Origin of the sequence: Pseudomonas sp. K5002 (assembly GCF_013386655.1) — a bacterium.
In the GTDB taxonomy this organism is placed as follows: Bacteria; Pseudomonadota; Gammaproteobacteria; order Pseudomonadales; family Pseudomonadaceae; genus Aquipseudomonas.
Map to the genome: position 1 here is coordinate 1 of NZ_JACARK010001013.1, position 5,107 is coordinate 5,107.

At 60.1% G+C, this 5,107-nt stretch carries 5 protein-coding genes; all 5 read left to right on the top strand.

Translation table 11 applies throughout. From position 1 onward, the window contains the following. Positions 1-933 (top strand): AGE family epimerase/isomerase (locus HX846_RS32550; protein WP_178966986.1); only part of this gene is annotated, 933 nt, incomplete at its 5' end. 106 nt (positions 934-1,039) lie between these two features. After that, entirely contained in the window at positions 1,040-2,326 is a 1,287-nt protein-coding gene (locus HX846_RS32555) for an ABC transporter substrate-binding protein (protein WP_003213009.1), read from the top strand. Between the two features lie 88 nt (positions 2,327-2,414). Further along, on the top strand, positions 2,415-3,323 hold the full coding sequence (locus HX846_RS32560) for a carbohydrate ABC transporter permease (protein WP_003213011.1): 909 nt from the start codon (positions 2,415-2,417) through the stop codon (positions 3,321-3,323). Next, positions 3,316-4,161, top strand: coding sequence for a carbohydrate ABC transporter permease (locus HX846_RS32565; RefSeq protein ID WP_003213012.1), 846 nt, complete (start codon positions 3,316-3,318; stop codon positions 4,159-4,161). The genes HX846_RS32560 and HX846_RS32565 overlap by 8 nt, the downstream gene beginning before the upstream one ends. 2 nt (positions 4,162-4,163) lie before the next feature. After that, positions 4,164-5,107: ABC transporter ATP-binding protein (locus tag HX846_RS32570; RefSeq protein WP_178966987.1), on the top strand; the 944-nt coding region annotated here is incomplete at its 3' end.

The following is a 5,107-nucleotide window of genomic DNA, read 5'->3' on the forward strand; positions in this document are numbered from 1 at the left end:
GACGGCAACACCGGCAAGGCCGCCTACCTGCACGCTTTTGTCGCCCTGGCCGCCAGCTCCGCAGTAGTGGCCGGCGCTCCCGGCGCGCAAACCTTGCTCAACGACGCGATCCATATCATCGACCAGTATTTCTGGAGCGAAGAGGAGGGCGCGATGCTCGAGTCCTTTGCCCAGGACTGGAGCGGGGTAGAAGCCTATCGCGGCGCCAACAGCAACATGCACGCCACTGAAGCCTTCCTGGCCCTGGCCGATGTCACCGGTGAAACCCGCTGGCTGGACCGGGCACTGCGCATCGTCGAGCGGATTATTCATACCCATGCGGCGCAAAACCGGGACATGGTGATCGAGCATTTCGACAGCCATTGGCAACCCCTGCGTGGTTACAACGAAGACAACCCGGCCGATGGTTTTCGTCCCTACGGCATCACCCCCGGCCACGGCTTCGAATGGGCGCGACTGGTGTTGCACCTTGAGGCTGCGCGCCTGGATGCCGGGCTCGTCACCCCTGAGTGGCTAGTGACCGACGCCAAGGGCCTGTTCGCCAGCGCCTGTGAATACGCCTGGGCCGTCGACGGCGCTCCCGGCATTGTCTACACCCTCGACTGGAGCCAGCGCCCCGTGGTGCGCGAGCGCCTGCACTGGACCCATTGCGAAGCCAGTGCCGCTGCCCAGGCGCTGCTCAAACGCACGGGGGAGTTGCATTACGAAACCTGGTACCGGCGCTTCTGGGAGTTCTGTGAAACCCGTTTCATTGACCGCACCCACGGCAGCTGGCACCACGAACTGAGCCCGAAAAACCAGCCCAGCGCGAAAATCTGGGGTGGCAAACCGGACCTCTACCACGCCTGGCAGTCTGTCTTGCTGCCGGGGCTACCCTTGTCACCGAGCATGGCCAGTGCCGTGGCCACCGGGCGCTATGTCACCAAGTGGTGACATTTTGGCGTCCCTTTGTTACCTGCACCTGAAAAATCCCTGTTTAAACTCGTTTGCAGCGCAAGCACCGACTTGCATGCATAACAACAAGAAAAAAGGTACTCAGATGAAAGCGATCAGTCGCCTCGCCGTAGCTATTTCCGTTGCCTCGTTGTTTCCCCTCAGTGCTTTTGCCGCCGACTCGAAAGGGACGGTTGAAGTTGTGCATTGGTGGACCTCGGGTGGCGAGAAAGCGGCAGTAGATGTCCTGAAGGCCCAAGTTGAAAAAGACGGTTTCACCTGGAAAGACGGTGCCGTCGCCGGCGGTGGCGGTTCCACTGCCATGACCGTACTGAAAAGCCGCGCCGTTGCTGGCAACCCGCCAGGCATGGCCCAGATCAAAGGCCCCGACATCCAGGAATGGGCGTCCACCGGGCTGCTCGACACCGACGTCCTGAAGGAACCCGCCAAAGAAGAGAAGTGGGACAGCCTGCTGGACAAGAAAGTCTCCGATACCGTGAAGTACGAAGGTAACTACGTGGCCGTGCCGGTGAACATTCACCGCGTGAACTGGCTGTGGATCAACCCGGAAGTGTTCAAGAAAGCCGGTATCACCAAGAACCCGACCACCCTCGAAGAATTCTACGCAGCGGGCGACAAGCTCAAGGCCGCGGGCTTCATTCCGCTCGCCCACGGTGGCCAGCCTTGGCAGGACAGCACCGTCTTCGAAGCGGTCGTGCTCTCGGTCATGGGGGCTGACGGTTACAAGAAAGCCCTGGTGGACCTCGACGAAAAAGCCCTGACCGGCCCTGAAATGATCAAGTCCCTGACCGAGCTGAAGAAAGTCGCGACCTACATGGACGCCGACGGCAAAGGCCAGGACTGGAACCTGGAAGCCGCCAAGGTCATCAACGGCAAGGCCGGCATGCAGATCATGGGTGACTGGGCCAAGAGTGAATGGACCGCCGCCAAGAAAGTCGCCGGCAAAGACTACGAGTGCGTAGCCTTCCCGGGCACCGACAAGGCCTTCACCTACAACATCGACTCCCTCGCAGCCTTCAAGCAGAAAGACAAAGGCACTGCTGCCGGTCAGCAGGACATCGCCAAGGTCGTGCTGAGCGAAAACTTCCAGAAAGTCTTCAGCATCAACAAAGGCTCGATCCCGGTTCGTATCGACATGTTGCAAGACATGGGCAAATACGGCTTCGACTCCTGCGCCCAGACTGCTGCCAAGGACTTCCTGGCGGATGCCAAGACTGGCGGCCTGCAACCAAGCATGGCCCACAACATGGCAACCACGCTGGCGGTACAAGGCGCGTTCTTTGATGTCGTGACCAACTACATCAATGACCCGAAAGCTGACCCTGCCGATACCGCGAAGAAACTCGCGGCAGCGATCAAGTCGGCCAAGTAACGGTTAGTACCGAATGGCCTTGTGGGGGGACCCCTAACCCCCACAAGGCATGTTCCTGTAGTCCTTTTTCCCTGTACTGGATTTTCCCATGAGTTCTGTTGCTGTGTTCAGCAAAGCCTCGCCGTTCGATGCACTGCAGCGCTGGCTACCCAAACTGGTGCTGGCGCCGAGCATGTTCATCGTTCTGGTGGGCTTCTATGGCTACATCCTGTGGACGTTCGTGCTGTCGTTCACTAACTCGACTTTCCTGCCGACCTACAAATTCGTAGGCCTGGCGCAATACGTGCGCTTGTTCGACAACGACCGCTGGTGGGTCGCGAGCAAGAACCTCGCGGTGTTCGGGGGCATGTTCATCGGCATCACCCTGGTGATCGGCGTGACCCTGGCGATTTTCCTCGACCAGAAAATCCGTCGCGAAGGTTTTATCCGCACCATTTACCTGTACCCGATGGCGCTTTCGATGATCGTCACCGGTACCGCCTGGAAATGGCTGCTCAACCCAGGCATGGGCCTGGACAAACTGCTGCGTGACTGGGGCTGGGAAGGCTTTCGCCTGGACTGGCTGATCGACCCGGACCGTGTGGTGTATTGCCTGGTGATCGCTGCTGTGTGGCAAGCCTCGGGCTTCATCATGGCGATGTTCCTTGCCGGCCTGCGCGGTGTTGATCAATCGATCATCCGTGCGGCGCAGATCGACGGCGCGAGCATGCCGCGCATCTACTGGAAAGTGGTGCTGCCAAGCCTGCGCCCGGTGTTCTTCAGTGCGGTAATGATCCTGGCGCACATCGCGATCAAGAGCTTCGACCTGGTGGCGGCCATGACGGCGGGTGGTCCGGGTTACTCCTCCGACCTGCCGGCGATGTTCATGTACTCCTTCACCTTCAGCCGCGGCCAGATGGGCATGGGTTCGGCCAGTGCGATTCTGATGCTCGGTGCGATTCTCGCGATCATCGTGCCTTACCTGTACTCCGAGCTGAGGACCAAGCGCAATGACTAGTCTTGCTGGCAAACCTGCCATCAGCCTGAGCCGCGTCGCGATCTACGCGGTGCTGATTCTCGCTGTCCTGCTGTACCTGGTGCCGTTGGTGGTCATGTTGCTCACCAGCTTCAAGACCCCGGAAGACATCAGCACCGGCAACCTGCTGAGCTGGCCCACCGTGATCACCGGCATCGGCTGGGTGAAAGCCTGGGCCACGGTTGACGGCTACTTCTGGAACTCGATCAAGATCACCGTTCCGGCGGTACTGATCTCCACCGCCATCGGTGCGTTGAACGGCTACGTGCTGTCGATGTGGCGCTTCCGTGGTTCGCAGTTGTTCTTCGGCCTGTTGCTGTTCGGCTGCTTCCTGCCGTTCCAGACCGTGCTGCTGCCAGCCTCGTTCACCCTCGGCAAGATGGGCCTGGCCAGTACCACCACGGGCCTGGTGTTCGTGCACATCGTCTACGGACTGGCGTTTACTACACTGTTCTTCCGTAACTACTACGTCAGCATTCCCGATGCACTGGTGAAGGCGGCTCGCCTGGATGGCGCGGGGTTCTTCACGATCTTCCGCCTGATCATCCTGCCGATGTCGACACCCATCATCATGGTGTGCCTGATCTGGCAGTTCACGCAGATCTGGAACGACTTCCTGTTCGGCGTGGTGTTCTCCAGCGGTGATTCGCAGCCCATCACGGTGGCGCTGAACAACCTGGTCAACACCAGTACCGGGGTCAAGGAATATAACGTTGATATGGCGGCGGCGATGATCGCCGGGCTGCCGACCCTGCTGGTCTATGTGGTCGCAGGCAAGTATTTCGTGCGCGGCCTGACGGCCGGCGCGGTCAAGGGGTAATCATGGCAACGCTCGAACTTCGTAACGTAAACAAGACCTACGGTACCGGCCTGCCGGACACCCTGAAGAACATCGAACTGTCGATCAAGGAAGGTGAGTTCCTGATCCTGGTCGGCCCTTCGGGTTGCGGCAAATCGACCTTGATGAATTGCATTGCCGGCCTGGAAAACATCACCGGTGGCGCGATCATGATCGGCGACCAGGACGTCAGCGGCATGAGCCCCAAGGATCGTGACATCGCCATGGTGTTCCAGTCCTACGCGCTGTACCCGACCATGAGCGTGCGCGAGAACATCGAATTCGGCCTGAAGATTCGCAAGATGCCCCAGGCGGCGATCGATGAAGAAGTGGCGCGAGTGGCCAAGCTGCTGCAGATCGAGCACCTGCTCAATCGCAAGCCGGGCCAGCTCTCCGGTGGCCAGCAACAACGCGTGGCCATGGGCCGGGCACTGGCGCGTCGCCCGAAGATCTACCTGTTCGACGAACCGCTGTCCAACCTCGACGCCAAGCTGCGGGTCGAGATGCGTACCGAAATGAAACTGATGCACCAGCGTCTGAAAACCACCACCGTCTACGTCACCCACGATCAGATCGAAGCGATGACCCTGGGCGACAAAGTGGCGGTCATGAAGGACGGCATCATCCAGCAGTTCGGCACGCCGAAAGAGATCTACAACGACCCGGCCAATCTGTTCGTGGCGAGCTTCATCGGTTCGCCGCCGATGAACTTCATTCCACTGCGCCTGCAACGCAAGGACGGCCGCCTGGTGGCGCTGCTGGACAGCGGCCAGGCCCGCTGTGAATTGCCGTTGAACATGAACGATGCCGGTCTTGAAGACCGCGAAGTGATCCTGGGCCTGCGCCCGGAGCAGATCGTACTGGCTGCCGCTGAAGCCACCGGCGCGCCGACCATTCGGGCCGAGGTGCAAGTCACCGAGCCGACCGG

What these genes read in the sequence shown, in the direction of transcription:
- HX846_RS32555 (WP_003213009.1), top strand. Translation starts at nt 1,040, where the DNA reads ATGAAAGCGATCAGTCGCCTCGCCGTAGCTATTTCCGTTGCCTCGTTG.
- HX846_RS32560 (WP_003213011.1), top strand. Translation starts at nt 2,415, where the DNA reads ATGAGTTCTGTTGCTGTGTTCAGCAAAGCCTCGCCGTTCGATGCACTG.
- HX846_RS32565 (WP_003213012.1), top strand. Translation starts at nt 3,316, where the DNA reads ATGACTAGTCTTGCTGGCAAACCTGCCATCAGCCTGAGCCGCGTCGCG.